Genomic DNA, 14880 nt, shown 5'->3' with positions numbered 1-14880 from the left:
CGACGAGCTGCCCGTTAGCCATGGTCCGTTCCCCCCACGTCGGGCAACGGACTAAGGTGAAGCAGATGAAGGCACTCGTGCTGTCCGGGGGCGCCGGTACCCGGTTGCGACCGATCACGCACACCTCCGCCAAGCAGTTGGTCCCAGTGGCGAACAAGGCCGTCCTCTTCTACGGCCTGGAGTCCATCGCGGCGGCCGGCATCACCGAGGTGGGCATGATCGTCGGAGACACCGCCGCGGAGATCCAGGAGGCCGTCGGGGACGGCTCGAAGTTCGGCCTGGAGATCACCTACATCCCCCAGGAACGGCCGCTGGGACTCGCCCACGCCGTACTGATCGCCCAGGACTTCCTCGGCGACGACGACTTCGTGATGTACCTCGGCGACAACTTCATCGTCGGCGGCATCAGCGACCTCGTCGACGAGTTCCGCGACAACCGGCCCGACGCCCAGATCCTGCTCACCCAGGTACCCGACCCGCGGTCCTTCGGCGTCGCCGAACTCGACCCGGACGGGCAGGTCATCGGCCTGGAGGAGAAACCGGAACACCCCCGCAGCGACCTCGCCCTGGTCGGCGTTTACCTGTTCACGCCGCTGATCCACGAGGCGGTGCGCGCGATCAAGCCGTCCTGGCGGGGCGAGTTGGAGATCACCCACGCCATCCAGCACCTCATCGACAACCGTTCCGATGTCCGCTCCACGGTCATCAACGGCTACTGGAAGGACACGGGTAACGTCGCTGACATGCTGGAGGTGAACCGGCGGGTCCTGGAGACCCTGGACCGACGCATCGACGGCGAGGTCGACGAGCACTCCGAGACCATCGGACGCGTGGTGCTGGAGGAGGGGGCACGCATCTCGAACTCGCGTGTCGTCGGGCCGGTCATCATCGGCTCCGGCACAGTGGTCAGTGACTCCTACGTCGGTCCCTTCACCTCCGTCGCGGAGAACTGCCGGATCACCGACAGCGAGCTGGAGTTCTCGATCGTGCTGCGGGACTCCTCGATCCGCGGCGTGGGCAGGATCGAGGCCTCACTGATCGGCCGTCACGTCGAGGTGACCCCGGCGCCCAGCGTGCCCAGTGCCCACCGTCTCGTCCTCGGAGATCACAGCAAGGTGCAGATCCATTCATGAACCTTCTCGTCACCGGCGCCGCCGGGTTCATCGGCTCCACCTACGTCCGTACGCTCCTCGCGTCCGACGAACCCGACGCCCCCCGCATCACGGTGCTGGACAAGCTCACCTACGCCGGCACCCTCGACAACCTCGAACTCGACCATCCCCGGCTGGAGTTCGTGCAGGGCGACATCCGTGACGCCGAACTCGTCGACAAGCTGACGGCGGACGCCGACCAGGTCGTGCACTTCGCCGCCGAGTCGCACGTGGACCGCTCGATCAGCGGCGCGGACGACTTCGTCCTCACCAACGTGGTGGGCACCCAGACCCTCCTGGACGCGGCCCTGCGCCAGGGCGTGCGGACCTTCGTGCACATCTCCACCGACGAGGTCTACGGCTCCATCGAGCAGGGCTCCTGGCCCGAGGAGCACCCGCTGCGGCCCAGCTCCCCGTACTCCGCCTCCAAGGCCTCCTCCGACCTGCTGGCCCTGGCCTACCACCACACCCACGGGCTGGACGTGCGCGTCACCCGGTGCTCCAACAACTACGGGCCGCACCAGTTCCCCGAGAAGGTCATCCCGCTGTTCGTCACCAACCTCCTCGACGGGAAGAACGTCCCGCTGTACGGGGAGGGCCTCAACGTCCGCGACTGGCTGCACGTCGAGGACCACTGCCAGGGCGTCGAACTGGTGCGTACCCGGGGCCGCGCGGGCGAGGTGTACAACATCGGCGGCGGCACCGAGCTCAGCAACAAGGAGCTGACCGGCCTGCTCCTCGAGGCCTGCGGCGCCGACTGGGACCGCGTGGACCGCGTCACCGACCGCAAGGGCCACGATCTGCGGTACTCCGTCGACTGGACGAAGATCCGCGACGAGCTGGGCTACCGGCCCCGGCACGACTTCGCGGCCGGCCTCGCCGACACCGTCGCCTGGTACCGGGACAACCGTGCCTGGTGGGAGCCCCTGAAGCGGCGCGCGCAGGGCCTGTCATGAAGTGGCTGGTCACCGGCGCCGGTGGCATGCTCGGCCGTGATGTCGTCGAGGAGCTCCGCGGCCGTGACGAAGAGGTGATCGGCCTCGACCGGGCCGCCCTCGACATCACCCGGCCCGAGGCCGTCGAGGGTGCCTTCGCCGAGCACCGGCCCGACATCGTGGTCAACTGCGCGGCCTACACCGCCGTCGACGACGCCGAGACCGACGAGGAACGCGCCCTCGCGATCAACGGCGACGGACCGCGCCTGCTGGCCCGTGCCGCCGCCGGACAGGGCGCACGGCTCGTCCACGTCTCCACCGACTACGTCTTCTCCGGCGAGGCCCGCACCACCCCGTACCCGGAGGACCACCAGCCCGCACCCCGCACCGCGTACGGCCGCACCAAGCTCGCCGGAGAGCGCGCCGTGCTGCGGGAGCTCCCCGGCGCGGGCGTCGTCCTGCGCACCGCGTGGCTGTACGGCGTGCACGGCCGCAGCTTCGTCCGTACGATGACCGAACTCGAATCCCGTCGTGACACCGTGGACGTCGTCGACGACCAGCGTGGGCAGCCGACCTGGAGCGCGGATGTCGCCGAGCGTGTCGCCGACCTCGGGCCCCGGATCGGCCGGGACACGAGCGGTATCCTGCACGCCACCAACTCCGGCGAGACCACCTGGTACGACCTGGCCCGCGAAGTGTTCCGTCTTCTCGGGGCGGACCCGGACCGGGTGCGTCCCGTCGGCAGTGCGGCCTTTGTCCGGCCCGCACCCCGACCCGCCTACAGCGCCCTCGCGCACGGCCGCTGGCAGCAGCTTGGCCTGCCGCCGCTGCGTGACTGGCGTTCCGCCCTGCCCGAAGCCCTTCCCCGGATCCGCAAGGAGTCGCCCGCGTGAAACGCCATGAGTTCCTCCGGGAGCTGCACAAGGTCAGCGCCAACCGCAACTACCTGGAGATCGGCGTCAACGACGGCCGCAGCCTGACGTTGTCCCGCGTCCCCAGCATCGCCATCGACCCGGCCTTCAAGGTGGTCAGCGAGATCCGCTGCGACGTCCACCTGGTGAAGGCCACCAGTGACGACTTCTTCGCCCGCGAGAACCCCCTCGCGCACCTCAAGGGCGGCCGGCACCCGGTGCGCAACCTGCGCCGCGGCCGCAGCCCGATCGGCTACTGGCGGGGCACCACCCTCGACCTGTCGTTCATCGACGGCATGCACCTGTTCGAGTACGCGCTGCGTGACTTCATGAACGTGGAGAAGCACTCCGACTGGGGAAGCGTGATCGTCCTCGACGACATGCTGCCGCGCAACATCGACGAGGCCGCCCGCGACCGCCACACCGGCGCGTGGACCGGTGACGTCTACAAGGTCGTGGAGATCCTCAACCGCTACCGTCCCGACCTGGTCACCGTCCTGGTCGACACGCAGCCCACCGGCCAGCTCGTCGTCTTCGGCGCCGACCCGAACAACACCGTGCTGGACGAGAAGTACGACGAGATCATCGCCGAGTTCGAGGTGCCCGACCCGCAGAAGGTGCCCGAGGCGATCCTGGAGCGGGTGCAGGCGGTGACGCCCGAGACGCTGGTCCAGGCGCCCTTCTGGCGCCCGCTGGTGCGGGCGCGCAACCTCGGCATCCCGCGCTCCCGTGGCTGGGAGCCGCTGCGCAAGGCGCTGAGCCAGATCGCCGTCAGCCGCTGAACCCCGGGCCGCGCAGGCCCTCGTATCAGTCGGAGGGGGTCCGGTACCGCAGAAGCGGACCGGACCCCCTCCGTCTTACTTGTCCAGGGCGAGCGACGCCGTGGCGAGGCCGAGCAGTGGGCCGGCGCGAGGCTCAGGTCCTCCCCGGTGGCCCCGCGGAACTCCTTGCCGCTGGGCCACCCGTGGGAGGCGCCTCGCTCATCCCCTCCTTGCCTTGACCCGGGCCGCCGTGGCGCGGCCCCGGACCAGGACCTGCCGTACCCGCCGCGCGAGCCGCAGTACGACGCTCGGCCCGGACGGACGTACCACCTGCATCCCGCCCACCCCGGTGCGCACGGCGACCGGCAGCGGGAGGTAGCGCCGCTCGTCCGCCTTCGGCACCGGACAGAGCATGACCTGCCGGGCCGCGCCCGTGAGTTCACCAGCGGGCAGTACGGCCTCCAGCCGCGCGCCGGAGCCGTCCGGGGTCAGTGTGCCGGGGATGTCCGGGGAGGTCGGGCCGGTGAGCCGGAGCAACACCTCGGTGTCGCCGGGCACGTACAGCGGCAGGGACGCCCGCAGTCGGTCGCCGGTGACGGCGATGTCCCCGGAGCCGAGCCCGAACAGGCCCAGACGCTTGCTCGCGCGGTCCACGTCCAGGGCGAGATGGCCTCGGTCGGTCCAGTACGGCAGCAGGACCCGGTCGGCCACCACGCCGGCGGAGGCGGCCGCCCGGCCGTTGTGGGGCATCGGCCCCAGCCGGCACTCCTTCGTCCAGCCGCCCAGTTTGACGCGTACGAACACGTCCCACAGGCCGTTGCCCGGCGCGATGCCGCCGGCCGCACTGGCGGGATCGACGGTGGCGGTGGCCCGCAACACCAGCCGGACCCCCTCGCCGTCCTCCACCGGGACGATCTCCCGGGTGAACTCGACCGGCTGGAAGTACTGCGCGGAACTGGCGCGTTCGCGCACCAGCAGGTCCGCCGTGGCCTTCCCGAACTGCTCGACGCTGTCGGCGCTCACCCGTCCGACGGCGTCGGTCACGTCCCGCGGAGGACCGGTGGGCGCGGCGCCGGTCCGGTCGGCCGGGAACGTCATCGGCCGGCCGCCGAGCCGGTACTCGGCGGTCAGGTCGATCTTCAGTGCGCCGTCCTCCCACCGGACGGGTCCGGGCTCGGCGCGCACGGCGACCGATGCCTCCCACTCGGCGAACGCCACGACGTCGTCGAACCGGTCGGCGGCGATCAGTTCGGCGATGATCCGCTGGGTCAGTGGCAGTCCGGCCGCGACGCCGGGCCCGAAACGCTCCACGACGACACCGCGGATCTCGTCGAAGAGTTCCTTGCGGTAGTCCACGGGCGCGTTCAGCAGACGTCGGGCGCGCATCCGCTCGACCATCTCGTTGCGCAGCCAGCGCCGGTGGAGCCGGTCCCGCAGGGCGCCCGGCCGGGTGTAGCGCTCGACGACGTCGAGGGCCTCGCGCAGGTTCTTGAAGTAGCCGACCGGGTCGAAGCGCTGGAAGCCCGCGTTGGAGGCGTCGTCGCGCTTGACGTGGTAGTAGCAGACGTAGTCGCTGAGCACCGAGACGTTGTCCGCGCGCAGGAACGCCTCGGTGACGAAGACGTGGTCCTCCAGCCGCCGTCGGCCTTCCGGGTAGCGCAGCCCGATGTCGTCGAGGAACGCCCGCCGGAACATCTTGTGCGGGGTGAGGCTGTCGATCAGCGGGGCGTTCTCCACACTGGCGTGCGGATGGTTGCGGCGGAAGAGCTCCACCGGCACGGGACGGCCCTTGCCGGCCATCTTGCCGATGACGACGTCGGCACCGTTCGCCACGCCGTAGTCGTACATCCGCTCCAGGGCCTCGTCGCCGAGGTAGTCGTCGTTGTCGACGAACATGACGTACGCGCCCTCGGAGGCGGCGATGCCGACGTTGCGGGGCTTGCCAGACCAGCCGGAGTTCTCCTGGTGGATCACCTTGACCCGCGGGTTCTCGGCGGCGAGCGCGTCGAGCCGGGCGGGCGTGTCGTCGGTGGAGCCGTCGTCGACGAAGACCATTTCGTACTCGTCGGGTGGCAGCGACTGCCTCAGCAGTGAGGCGATGCAGTCCTCGATGTAGATCCCCGGGTTGTAGACGGGAACAATGACGCTGACTTTGACCGGCATCGGCCTCCGGGCCCCCCTTGGGTCGCTGGCCGCGTGGCGATATGGGCTGCTACGCGGTGGGCCGATGCTAACGCCACCGGGCACGCCGTCCACCTCCGGCCCCCGGACTGTGCGCCCAAGTGGCCCGGTCAGCCCAGTAATTTGGCCGGCAATTCCAGGAGCGGAGCCGTTGTACCGGACTCGCCCAGAAGTGGGAAGATCCGTTCCGCGCCGCCGCGGTGCGTCTCGGCGTCCGCCGACCCTCCACTCGCCCTAGGCTGCCCCCGTGCGTCTCCTGCTGATGTCCGACACCCACCTCCCCAAGCGCGCGAGGGAACTCCCCGCGCCGCTGCTCGCCGAACTCCCGCGTGCCGACGTGGTGTTCCACGCCGGGGACTGGGTCGACACGGCCACCCTCGACCTGCTGGAGAGCCGCAGCCGCCGACTCGTCGCCGTGTACGGCAACAACGACGGTCCGCAGCTCCGCGCTCGGCTGCCCGAGATCGCGTACGCCGATCTGGGCGGCCTGCGCTTCGCGGTCGTCCATGAGACAGGTCCCGCCCAGGGCCGCGAGGCACGCTGCGCCGCCCGCTTCCCGGACACGGACGTCCTGGTCTTCGGGCACAGCCACATCCCGTGGGACACCACCGCCCACTCCGGCCTTCGGCTGCTCAATCCGGGCTCCCCGACCGACCGCCGCCGCCAGCCCCACCACACGTACATGACCGCGTCGGTGACCGACGGCACGCTCACGGACGTGACCCTGCACCCGTTGCCACCGCGATAGCGGGCACTCCGTTTCACCACGATGAGTGACGCACGTCACGCCACTATCGCTCCAGTGCTGCTCAGGTACCGCCCTGGGTGAAGGAGCGTGGGCCGGGAAGCCGTTGGTCGGGGCGTTAATCCGTTGCCGAGGGGCCCCGAAAACTGCTGCACTTCACCTGACCTTGTCGCCGCACGATCCAGGAGCAGCAATGCGAGCACCGCTCATGTCCACCCCGGAAGGAATGACCCCCTCTTCAAAGGACATGACGCTTCGTGCACGTGCTCAACCTCGGAATCCTCGCCCACGTCGACGCGGGTAAGACCAGCCTGACCGAGCGCCTGCTGCACTCGGTCGGTGTGATCGACGAGATCGGCAGCGTCGACAGCGGGAACACGCAGACCGACACCCTCGCGCTGGAGCGTCGGCGCGGGATCACCATCAAGTCCGCCGTCGTCTCCTTCGCGCTCGACGACGTCACGGTCAACCTGATCGACACCCCGGGTCACCCGGACTTCATCGCCGAGGTGGAGCGGGTGCTCGGTGTCCTCGACGGGGCCGTGCTGGTCGTCTCCGCGGTGGAGGGCGTCCAGGCGCAGACCCGTGTGCTCATGCGCACCCTGCGACGCCTGCGCATCCCCACCCTGGTCTTCGTCAACAAGATCGACCGCCGGGGCGCCCGCTGCGAGGGCGTGCTGCGTGCCGTGTCCGAACGGCTCACGGCGGCGGTCGTCCCGATGGGAACGGTCGCCGGACTCGGCGCCCGGGACGCTCGCTTCGCCCCGGGTCTCGGCCCGGTCGCACTCGATGTCCTCACCGCCCAGGACGACGACCTGCTGGCCGCCTACGTCGAGGGATCGCTCTCCGACGCCCGGCTCCGCGCCGCCCTCGCCGCCCGGACCCGGGACGCCCTGGTGCACCCCGCGTTCTTCGGCTCCGCCGTCACCGGCGCGGGCGTGCCCGAACTGATCACCGGGATCAGGGAGTTGCTGCCCGTCGCCGGCGGCGATCCCGACGGCCCGGTGTCCGGCACGGTGTTCAAGGTCGAACGGGGTCCGGCGGGGGAGAAGATCGCGTACGCGCGGATGTTCTCCGGAACCCTGCGCGCCCGCGACCGCGTTCCCTACGCGGACGCCCGCGAGGAGGGCCGGATCACCGCGATCAGCGTCTTCGACCAGGGCACCGACGTCCGCCGGGACACCGTCCACGCGGGCCGGATCGCCAAGGTGTGGGGTCTCGCCGACGTCCGGATCGGCGACGCCCTCGGCGAACCCCGCGGGGCCCACGGCCACTTCTTCGCCCCGCCCACCCTCGAAACGGTCGTGGTCCCCGGGCCGGGTACCGACCGGGGCGCCCTGCACCTCGCGCTCACCCGCCTCGCCGAACAGGACCCGCTGATCGGCCTGCGGCACGACGAGATCCGGCAGGAGACGTCCGTGTCCCTGTACGGCGAGGTGCAGAAGGAGGTCGTCCAGGCCACCCTCGCCGAGGAGTTCGGACTCGACGTCACCTTCCGGGAGACCACACCCCTGTGCGTCGAGCACCCGACCGGTGCGGGCGCGGCGGTCGAGTTCAACGGGAAGGACGAAAACCCCTTCCTCGCCACCGTCGGCCTGCGCGTCGAGCCCGCCCCGGCCGGAGCGGGCGTGGACTTCCGGCTGGCGGTCGAACTCGGTTCCATGCCGTACGCCTTCTTCAAGGCCATCGAGGACACCGTGCGCGACACCCTCGGTCAGGGTCTGTACGGCTGGCAGGTCACCGACTGCACGGTCACCCTGACCGACTGCGGCTACTCGCCCCGGCAGAGCCACGCCCATCAGGGCTTCGACAAGAGCATGTCCAGCACCGGCGCCGACTTCCGGGGACTGACCCCGCTGGTGCTGATGGAGGCCCTGCGCCGGGCCGGCAGCACGGTCCACGAGCCGATGCACCGCTTCCGCGTCGAGGCCCCCGCGGACACCCTCGGGGCCCTGCTGCCCGTGCTGGCCGCCCTGCGTGCCGTACCGCGGACCACCGGGACACACGGCGACTTGGCCGTACTGGAGGGTGTGGTACCGGCTGACCGGGTACATGAACTGGAACAGCGGCTTCCGGGACTCACCCGGGGCGAGGGGGAACTGGAGAGTTCTTTCGACCACTATGCACCGGTCGCGCGAAGCGCGGTACCGAGCCGGACGCGCACCGACCACAACCCGCTGAACAGGAAGGAGTATCTGCTGAAGGTGACGCGACGGACCGGAGGATGACACTCCGGCCGATGCGACGGCCGGCGAAAGTGAAACTTACTCATCAGTCAGAAGCTGTTGACTGTTTCATGAAATGGCCGGACTGTAATGGACATGCCGAATATACGCGCGCGTCTGCTCGTTGTTCTGGTGGTCCTCTCCGGATTCCTGACGGCGGCAGGCGTGAGACCCGCAACCGCCGAAGCCCTCCCGGACTCCCTCTGGTTCGACGACACCCCCGTCACCGCGCAGAACGGCCGCTTCACCGACGGCCTCGGCCGCGAGGTCGTCCTGCGGGGCTACAACGTCTCCGGTGAGACCAAACTGGCGGAGAACAAGGGCCTGCCCTTCGCCTCGGCCGCCGACGCTAAGAAGTCCGCGATCGCGCTGAGAGCGCTCGGAGGCGGCAACTCGGTCCGCTTCCTGCTCTCCTGGGCGTACGCCGAACCCGTGCGGGGCCAGGTCGACAACGCCTACCTGGCGGCCGCCACCGAGCAGATGCGCGCGTTCCTCGACGCGGGCATCCGCGTCTACCCCGACTTCCACCAGGACCTCTACTCCCGCTACCTGTTCGATCCCGACAGCTGGTACACGGGCGACGGAGCCCCCAAGTGGGCCGTGGACGCCGGGAACTACCCGGACGAGAGCTGCGGGATCTGCCTGTTCTGGGGCCAGAACATCACCCAGAACGAGGCCGTGAAGAAGGCGACGTACGACTTCTGGCACAACGCGTACGGGCTCCAGGACGCGTTCCTCACCACCGCCCAGAAGACGATGACGTACGTCAAACAGCACGTCAGCGCGGCCGAGTTCGCGGGTGTCGTCGGCTTCGATCCCTACAACGAGCCGCATGCCGGTGTGTACGACTCCGGTCAGTCCAGCCGCGCCTGGGAACGCGACGTGCTGTGGCCGTTCTACGAGAAGTTCCGCGCCCGGATGGACACGGCGGGCTGGCAGGAAAAGCCGGCCTTCGTGGAGCCGAACCTGTTCTGGAACGCCAACATCAGCTTCCAGAAGCAGGAGGGCGGCCTGCTGGACGCAGGCGCCCTCGGCCCGGACTACGTCTTCAACACCCACTTCTACGACCAGAAGGCCATCTCAGGGATCTTCATGCCGGGCAAGGCGAAGGACGGTCAGTACTCGACCGACTTCGGCACGGTCCGCGACCGCGCCGCGGCCACCGGCACGGCCGGCATCGTCAGTGAGTTCGGGCACCCCCTGGCGGGCAGCGTCTCCGACAAGGCCCCCACGGTCCTCAAGGGGATGTACCAGGCGCTCGACTCCCGGGTGTCCGGGGCGAGTTGGTGGACCGACCCGAAGGCCTCCGGCTCGGTGCTCTCCGGTACGCAGTGGCAGTGGGACATCTACAACGGCCGCCACCACGAGCTGATGAACGGCAACGCCGACAAGGTGCTCACCTCCGGCGACGCCTGGAACGACGAGGATCTGTCGGCCGTACGACTCGACGACTCGGGAACGGCCGTGCTGCGCCAGGACGCCCGTCTCCTGGACCGCCTCTACCCGAGCGCCACGGCGGGGAGGACCGTCGCCTTCACCTACGAGGACCGCTCTCGGGACGGCTCGACGACCCTGACCTGGAACCCGGTCCCCAGCTCCCTGCCGAACGTCTCGCGGCTGGTCGGCACGGGCCAGTACGGCCTGCTCGCCTGGCGCTCCAACGGTTCCGCGGCCCCCTCGGAGCTCCACCTCCCGGCGTCGTTCCCGACGGCGTCCACGACGGTGGTCTCCGACCTGGGCACGGTCTCGGGTCTGCCTTCGTACACGAAGACGACCCCGATCGCCGCAGCCGGCGAACCGGGCGGCACCGCCGCCCGGCGCCTCCTGCTGACCGCGCCCGACTCGGGCACCGTGCACTACGCGCTGGTCACGAATGGAGCGACAGCTCCGCCCGCGAGCCTGTTGAGCGCGGCGCGGGCGGAGCTGTCGGCCTGGGCGGATTCGAAGATCAGTTAGCGGACGGCCCTGTCCAGTCCGTCGGGACGTGAGCCAGGCGGACACGCTGGGGGTGGTCGCCGACCGGGACCGAGAGGATCTTCTTGCCTGTCGCGAAGTCGATCGCCGTGACCTGGTCGGTGCCACTCTCCGAGATGATGCAGCTCTTGCCGTCACCGCTCACCGTGGCCCAGTAGGGCTTGGAGGCGGTGACGAGCGGGCCCTCCTGGAGGGTCGACCGGTTCACGACGGTCGCGTAGTCGTCCATCGTCCCCGCCACGCAGATCTTGCTGCCGTCGGGGCTCATCGAAATGCCGTGGTGGCGCGAGTCGTTGACCCAGGTCGTGCGGTCCGTGCTCGTCGCGGGGTTCTTGGGGAGGGTCTTGACGCGGGTGATCCGGTCCGAGGCGACGTCGTACTCCAGGAAGCCGTTGAAGAACGACACCTGGAAGTAGAGCTTCGACTCGTCCGGGCTGAAGGTGGCCGGGCGGACCGCGTCCGAGTAGTCCTTCAGGCCGATGGCGTCGAGCCGCTCCCGCATGTCGATCACCTTCACCTCCTTGAAGGTGGTCGCGTCGACGACCGTGATCTTGCGGTTGCCCTTCGTCCAGTCCTGCCACGGCTCGTCGAGCGAGGTGTTGACGTCGCCGATGGCCATGTTCCAGATGTACTTGCCGTCCTGCGTGAAGATGTTCTCGTGCGGCTTGTCCCCCGTCGCGAACGAGCCCAGCTGCTTGCCCGTGTCGATGTCCAGTACGTGCACGGTGTTCGAGATGGAGGCCGAGACCGCCACGCGCGTGCCGTCGGGGGAGACGGCCATGTGGTCGGAGCGGTAACCCGACACGGGGAAGCGCCAGTTGATCTTCCCGGTGGCCAGGTCGATGGAGACGACGTCGGCGAAGCTGGGGCGGGAGACGACCATCGACCTGCCGTCCGGCGTGGAGTACATGTCGTCGACGAGCTGGTCGTGCCCTTCGCCGACGCCGTTGCGGATGGCCATGTAGTAGATCCACTTGATCGGATCGGCGTTGATCGCCGCGATCCGTTCCGCCTTGTCCGGGACGACGTTGATCCGGCCGATCTTGGCGAAGTCACCGCTGGATTTGATGACATCGGCGGTGCCGTCCCAGTTGTTGCCCACGAACATCACCTCGCGCAGGGCGGCGGCCGAGGTGTCAGGGGCGGCCGTCGCGGCGGCGGCGGGGGCGGTGACGGTGAGCACGAGGGCGGCTGCAACGGAGCAAAGGTGCCTGGACCTGAAAGCAGGCATGACTGCTCTTTCCTCTGAGGGGGGCTCATGAGTGGTACATGCCAAAAGGCATGGCGAATCTGAACACGAGTGGATTCAGAGTCAACTTACTGCAAAGTAAGGAAGGAGGGCCCTTCTCCACAAGACTGCGTACACGACAAAATGGGAGTTCGAACGAAACGTCCGATGGCCGGGCGGGACAAGGAGGTTCGGTGGCAGGCAGGCTCAGGGCGCCGACCGGCCGTTACGGCGGCAAGTCGGCAGTGGAACGGCAGGCCGAGCGGCGCCGCCGCTTCCTGGACGCCGCGCTCCAGCTCTTCGGCGACACTCCCGGCTATCGCGCCACCACCGTCGCCGCGCTCAGCGAGGCCGCGGGCCTGTCCACCCGCCAGTTCTACGAGGAGTTCCGCACCCTGGAGGACGTCCTGACCGCACTCCACCTGGAGGTCAACGACTGGGCCGAGCAAGCGGTCCTGCTCGCCGTGGCCGCTGCGGAGGGCCTGCCGCTGCCCGAGCGTGCGGCCGCGATGTTTCGCGCCTACGCCGCGAACGTCACCGGGGACCCGCGTCGCATCCGCATCACCTTCGTCGAGATCATCGGCGTCAGCCCGAGCCTGGAGGAGCAGCGCCTGGCCCGCCGCGCCACCTGGGTCGACCTGGTGTGCGCCGAGGCCAAGGCGGCCGTGGCCCGCGGGGAGGCGGCGCCCCGCGACTACCGGCTCGCGGCGACGGCGTTCATCGGCAGCGTCAACGGACTGCTCCACGACTGGAACGCCGGGTGGGTCGACGCGACCCTCGACGAGGTCGTCGAGGAACTGGTCCGGCAACTGCTCGCAATCCTGCGCCCACCGGGCTGGAAACCGCCTGGCACGTGATCGCGTTTCGGGTCGCGTGTCTGCTGGGTCCTCCCGCCATGTGCCCTCCGCCGGGTTTCCCTGGCACGATCCGAGGGTGACGACGTTGTTCCTGACGGTCGGCCTGCCCGGGGCCGGAAAGACCACGAAAGCTCGCCGGCTCGCCGAGGAGCATCGCGCGCTACGGCTGACGCCCGACGAGTGGATGATCCCCCTGTTCGGCGAGTCGCGGGCGGACGGGAAGCGCGATGTGCTGGAGGGGCGGCTGCTCCAAATCGGTCTGGACGTGCTGAGACTGGGCACCGACGTGGTCCTGGACTTCGGATGCTGGTCCCGGGACGAGCGGTCCGCGATCCGCTGGCTGACCGGGTCCGTGGGCGGATCCTGCCGCCTGGTGTACCTGCCGGTGGACCATGAGACCCAGCTGGCCAGGATCGCCCACCGCTGGTCGACCAGCCCGGATCAGACCTTCCCGATCACCGAGGCCGACCTGGTGCGGTGGCGAACGCAGTTCGAGGAGCCCGACGCCACGGAACTCGCCGGGGGCGAGGTGGGCGGTCCGCCTCCCGGGTGGCCGGGCTGGTCGGAGTGGGCCGCCGATCGGTGGCCGTCCTCGGGGTGACCGGTGGCCGTCCTCGGCGTGATCGGGGCCGTTCTCGGCGTGGGTGTCCGGCTCAGTTTCCTCGGTCCGCGAGCCGGTTTACGGCGTCGAGTACGGGTTCGATGCCGTTTTCGGCGCGGATGCGTGTGCCCAGTGTCTCGGCCCGTTCCCGGTACGCGGAGTCCCGGGTGGCCCGGGCGAGGGCGGAGGCCAGTGCCTCGGAGGTCAGGCGGCGCAGCGGCACGGCGCGGGGTGCCACGCCCAGGGCGACCAGGCGTGCGGCCCAGAATCCCTCGTCGAACTGGATCGGCACCGGCACTGCGGGAACCCCCGCCCGGAGGCCGGCCGCGGTCGTGCCCGCGCCCGCGTGGTGGACCACCGCGGCCGTCCGGGGAAACAGCGCGGAGTGCGGGACCTCGTCGACGGTCAGCATGTCGTCGCCGGTCGCGGAGAGCCCGGCCCAGCCCCGCTGGACGACCCCGCGCAGCCCGGCCGTGCGCAGGGCACGCACCACGGCGGCGCTGAGCCGCTCCGGGTCGGGTACGGTCGCGCTGCCCAGCCCCACGAAGACCGGAGCGGGGCCGGCGTCGAGGAAGTCCCGCAGCCGGGACGGGAGTTGGGCGTCCTCGTCGTACGGCCACCAGTAGCCCGCCACGTCCAGGCCCGCCCGCCAGTCGCGCGGCCGGGGGACCACCAGGGGGCTGAAGCCGTGGAACACCGGCCAGCGCTGCCGCTCCCGGGTCCGCAGGGCCGCGGCCGGGCGGATGCGGGGCAGGCCCAGGCGAGAGCGCACCTCCGGGACGGCGGCGGCGAAGACCTGCTCGACGGCCAGGCACACGCCCATCCCGGCGGCCCGGTTGCCGACCGCGCCCCAGGAGCCGACGCCCAGCAGCGGCGGCGCGAACTCCCGGGTGGGGGCGAGGGGTTGGAGATGGACGCCCAGGCTCGGCAGGGACAGGCCCTCGGCCACGGCGTGGCCCACCGGACCGAGAGGGCCGGCGAGGAGCAGCGCGTCGCTCGCCCGGGCCGCCGCCACCAGGTCGTCCGTCATCCGTCCGGCCAGTGCCCGCGCCATCGCGACCACCCGCACCAGCTTCCCCACCCCGGTCGCACTGCGGTGCAGTCCCCGCCCGCGCGAGGACTCCAGTTCCGCCCTCGGGTCCACCGGCAGCGGGTGGAAGCGAAGCCCCGCCCGTGCCGCCAACGGCTCGAAGCGGGCGTGGGTGACCAGAGTGACCTCGTGTCCGGCGAGGGCGAGTCCGTGCCCCAGCCCGGTGAACGGAGCCACATCGCCCCGGGATCCCGCCGTCATGATCGCTACGCGCACGACCG

General features: G+C 70.2%; 12 protein-coding genes. 9 read left to right on the top strand and 3 right to left on the bottom strand.

Annotated elements, in window-relative coordinates:
- Positions 1 to 65 precede the first annotated feature (65 nt).
- From OHA64_RS05400 to OHA64_RS05385, 4 genes are read left to right on the top strand one after another with little or no spacing between them, the layout of a single operon-like run.
- The gene (locus tag OHA64_RS05400; RefSeq protein WP_405608634.1) at positions 66 to 1133 is read left to right on the top strand and encodes a glucose-1-phosphate thymidylyltransferase; all 1068 of its coding nucleotides are present in this window, start codon (positions 66 to 68) and stop codon (positions 1131 to 1133) included.
- Positions 1130 to 2107: a dTDP-glucose 4,6-dehydratase gene (rfbB, locus tag OHA64_RS05395; RefSeq protein ID WP_405608631.1), complete on the top strand. Its 978-nt coding sequence runs from the start codon at positions 1130 to 1132 to the stop codon at positions 2105 to 2107. Before OHA64_RS05400 ends, rfbB begins: the two co-directional genes overlap by 4 nt.
- On the top strand, positions 2104 to 2979 hold the full coding sequence (gene rfbD, locus OHA64_RS05390) for a dTDP-4-dehydrorhamnose reductase (RefSeq protein ID WP_405608628.1): 876 nt from the start codon (positions 2104 to 2106) through the stop codon (positions 2977 to 2979). The genes rfbB and rfbD overlap by 4 nt, the downstream gene beginning before the upstream one ends.
- On the top strand, positions 2976 to 3779 hold the full coding sequence (locus OHA64_RS05385; RefSeq protein ID WP_405608626.1) for a class I SAM-dependent methyltransferase: 804 nt from the start codon (positions 2976 to 2978) through the stop codon (positions 3777 to 3779). The genes rfbD and OHA64_RS05385 overlap by 4 nt, the downstream gene beginning before the upstream one ends.
- A 198-nt stretch (positions 3780 to 3977) precedes the next feature.
- Here the strand turns inward: OHA64_RS05385 and OHA64_RS05380 are convergent, their stop codons facing one another.
- Positions 3978 to 5921 carry a glycosyltransferase family 2 protein gene (locus OHA64_RS05380; protein ID WP_405608624.1) on the bottom strand — a complete coding sequence of 648 codons (1944 nt, stop codon included), beginning with the start codon at positions 5919 to 5921 and terminating at the stop codon, positions 3978 to 3980.
- Positions 5922 to 6186: 265 nt separating this feature from the next.
- Here OHA64_RS05380 and OHA64_RS05375 point away from each other — a divergent pair, with 265 nt between their 5' ends.
- The 3 genes from OHA64_RS05375 (at position 6187) to OHA64_RS05365 (ending at position 10865) form a co-directional block, all read left to right on the top strand.
- Positions 6187 to 6687 carry a metallophosphoesterase family protein gene (locus OHA64_RS05375; RefSeq protein ID WP_405608621.1) on the top strand — a complete coding sequence of 167 codons (501 nt, stop codon included), beginning with the start codon at positions 6187 to 6189 and terminating at the stop codon, positions 6685 to 6687.
- Positions 6688 to 6941: 254 nt separating this feature from the next.
- On the top strand, positions 6942 to 8912 hold the full coding sequence (locus OHA64_RS05370) for a GTP-binding protein (RefSeq protein ID WP_405608618.1): 1971 nt from the start codon (positions 6942 to 6944) through the stop codon (positions 8910 to 8912).
- Positions 8913 to 8999: 87 nt separating this feature from the next.
- Positions 9000 to 10865 carry a cellulase family glycosylhydrolase gene (locus OHA64_RS05365; protein ID WP_405608615.1) on the top strand — a complete coding sequence of 622 codons (1866 nt, stop codon included), beginning with the start codon at positions 9000 to 9002 and terminating at the stop codon, positions 10863 to 10865.
- Here OHA64_RS05365 and OHA64_RS05360 read toward each other — a convergent pair.
- Entirely contained in the window at positions 10858 to 12114 is a 1257-nt protein-coding gene (locus tag OHA64_RS05360) for a YncE family protein (protein ID WP_405608612.1), read from the bottom strand. The two genes, OHA64_RS05365 and OHA64_RS05360, sit on opposite strands and share 8 nt — an antisense overlap.
- A 191-nt stretch (positions 12115 to 12305) precedes the next feature.
- Here OHA64_RS05360 and OHA64_RS05355 point away from each other — a divergent pair, with 191 nt between their 5' ends.
- Both OHA64_RS05355 and OHA64_RS05350 read left to right on the top strand, forming a co-directional pair.
- Positions 12306 to 12968, top strand: coding sequence for a TetR/AcrR family transcriptional regulator (locus OHA64_RS05355; RefSeq protein ID WP_405608609.1), 663 nt, complete (start codon positions 12306 to 12308; stop codon positions 12966 to 12968).
- A 76-nt stretch (positions 12969 to 13044) separates the two neighbouring features.
- Entirely contained in the window at positions 13045 to 13569 is a 525-nt protein-coding gene (locus tag OHA64_RS05350; protein ID WP_405608606.1) for an AAA family ATPase, read from the top strand.
- 52 nt (positions 13570 to 13621) lie between these two features.
- Here OHA64_RS05350 and OHA64_RS05345 read toward each other — a convergent pair whose 3' ends face one another.
- Positions 13622 to 14860, bottom strand: coding sequence for a glycosyltransferase (locus OHA64_RS05345; RefSeq protein ID WP_405623873.1), 1239 nt, complete (start codon positions 14858 to 14860; stop codon positions 13622 to 13624).
- Positions 14861 to 14880: the final 20 nt, after the last annotated feature.

It is taken from the genome of Streptomyces sp. NBC_00076, from assembly GCF_045041235.1.
Classification (GTDB): domain Bacteria; phylum Actinomycetota; class Actinomycetes; order Streptomycetales; family Streptomycetaceae; genus Streptomyces.
This window is presented reverse-complemented; position numbering and strand designations above follow the sequence as displayed.